Source organism: Dietzia sp. DQ11-38-2 (assembly GCF_014145055.1).
Classification (GTDB): Bacteria; Actinomycetota; Actinomycetes; order Mycobacteriales; family Mycobacteriaceae; genus Dietzia.
On the sequence record NZ_JAALDW010000397.1, the window covers coordinates 1 to 2,495 of the forward strand.

Here is a 2,495-nt window from a genome sequence, read left to right on the forward strand (position 1 = left end):
TGCCGGATCGGGTGCGGCGGATGGAACGCCGAGCCTTTCGGCTCGACGCCGACACCGCCGCGGCGTTCACCGAGCGGTGCCGCAGCGCCCGGGTCACCCCCGCGGCGGTGTTCGGAGCGGCGTACTCCCGCGCGCTCGGCGAATGGTGCGACCAGAAGCGATTCCTGCTCACCGTCCTGTACTTCAACCGCCCGCCGATCTCCGGCGACATCGACCGGGTCCTGGGCGCGTTCTCCTCGACGGTGCTGGTGGACGTCGCGGTCCCCGAGTCGTCCGACCCCGCGGTCCACGCCGGCGGCTTCGGGGACGCGGTCGGTCGCTCGCTCGACGACTCGGCGATCGACGGAGTCGACGTCGCGCGGGAGTTGTCGCGGCACCGGGGCACCCGCGGACTGGTCTCTCCGGTCGTGTTCACCTCGACACTGGGCTTCAGCGACCCCACGGCGCACTCGGTGACCAGGCGCATCGACCCGACCGACGTGTGGGAGCGGGTGCGCACTCCCCAGGTCCTCGTGGACCTGCAGGTGGCGTCGGAACACGACCAGATCGTGTGCAACGTCGACTGCCCCGAGGGGGTCATCGATCCCGACGACCACCGGCGACTGATCGACCGGGTGCGGGCCTTCATCGACGACGTGCTGGCGGGCCGGGCCCTCGAACCCACCGAGTGGCCGCGGCCGGAACGGGAAGATCAGGACGGCTCCTCGCCGAGTGGCATCACGGACAGCACCGGGCCGAGGCCCCTGCGGCCCGCCGGGGAGGCCACCCTCGCCCATGTCCGCGAGGCGGTGACGTCTCAGCTGGGGAGCACCCCCGGGGACTCGACCGACTTCTTCTCCGCGGGCGGGGACTCGCTCGGACTGGTGCGGGTCCTCGTGGATCTGCGCCGCCGCACCGGGCTGGTGGTGGCCCCGGCGGAGGCCGTGGTCGAGCCCACCGTCGAGCGCCTCGCGGCCCTGGTGGACGAGCGTCGCGAGGCCGATTCGGCGGAGCTCACCCGCGGGCCGGAGACGCCGGCCCACCACGCTGCGCCGACCCGGGTCAGCACGCTCGATCCGGAGACCCACCTCGTGCCGATGTCCGGGTCCGGAGGTGGGCCCGTCTACCTGCTCCACCCGTCGGGCGGCGACATCCTGTGCTACTCCGACCTGGTCGCCGAACTCCCGGACCACCGCGTGCTGGCGCTTCCCGACCCCCGGTACTTCGACACCCCGATGCCGGACGATCTCTCGCTCGTCGTGTGCGCCTACGCCGACCTGCTCGAGCTGGCCCACCGCGGCGAGGACCATCCGTTGGTGATCGGCGGCTGGTCGATGGGGGGCACCGTCGCGCACGACGTGGCCGTGGAGCTGCAGGGCCGGGGCGTCCGCGTGGGAGGGGTGATCATGATCGACTCGACGACCCCGGACCGTATCCGGCGGATCGCAGGCCTCGCTCCGGGTGAGGTCGACGCCGAGGTGGCCCTGCGCTACCTGCGATCCGTCCAGGCTTTCGCCGGAGACGGTTCCCCGACGGAGTCGTCGGTCGGGTCCGCCGAGACGTCGATCCGGCGAGGTATGGCCGCGGCCGCGGATCCCGGCGCCCGAGGGGACGTGCTCGCCGAGCAGTTGCGGGCCAATGGACTGGCCGCGACGGATGCCCGCCGGCGGCTGGAGGTGTTCACCTCCCACCTGGCAGGGCTCGCGGAGCATCAGGCCCGGTCACTCGAGGGCACCGGGGTGCCCGTCCTGCTGCTGCGCGCCGACGAGACCTCACCGGTGAACTCCGGCGTCGGTATGGGCGTGGACGACGCGGCGGGGTCGGAGGATCTGGGGTGGGGGGCCGCCCTCGGATCCGGCGCCACGATCCTCGGCGTGGACGCCCATCACTACTCGGTGCTCAGGAGCCCCGCCGTGGCGCGGATCGGGTCGGCGATCCGGGAGTTCCTCGCCGACGCGGCCGGGGCCGAGCGGTGAGCGGGACGGTGACGAGCGCCCAGGTCGACCGGGTGGACGCGTGGTCGGCGGTGTACGAGGAGGTCTACACCGACGGTCACGCCCGCGGCACCGCGGCCGACGGTCTCGAGGGGTGGGTCGACGCGCTGTCCGGTCGACCTCTGCCCGCCGAGATCATGTGGGAGTGGCGGGACGCCACGGTCGACCGGCTGCGGGGCCTGCGTCCGGTGCGCGTACTCGACGTGGGAACAGGCACCGGGATGATCGCCCGGGCCCTGGCATCGGAGGTGAGGTCGTATCACGCCGTGGACCTCACCCTCGCCGGCGTCCGCGACCTCCTCGACGATCCGGGGCGGCCCTCCGGTCTCACCTTCGATCGGCGGGCTGCGCACGAGCTGAGCCCGCAGGTGCTACCCGGGGACCGGCCGGACCTCATCCTCCTCAACAGTGTCGTCCACTACTTCCCCGACATGGACTACCTCGAAGTGGTGCTCACCGGCCTGCTCGACCTGCTGGCTCCCGGTGGGGTGCTGTTCCTCGGAGATCTGCGCGACGCCCGCC

Annotated in this window: 2 protein-coding genes; both read left to right on the forward strand. The window is 72.8% G+C overall.

All coding sequences use genetic code 11. From position 1 onward, the window contains the following. Positions 1–1,955, forward strand: a 1,955-nt coding sequence (locus tag G6026_RS13140; RefSeq protein ID WP_194307625.1) for a thioesterase domain-containing protein, incomplete at its 5' end; no start/stop codon positions are given. Between the two features lie 8 nt (positions 1,956–1,963). Then, on the forward strand, positions 1,964–2,495 hold a 532-nt coding region (locus G6026_RS17910), incomplete at its 3' end, for a methyltransferase domain-containing protein (RefSeq protein WP_182613435.1).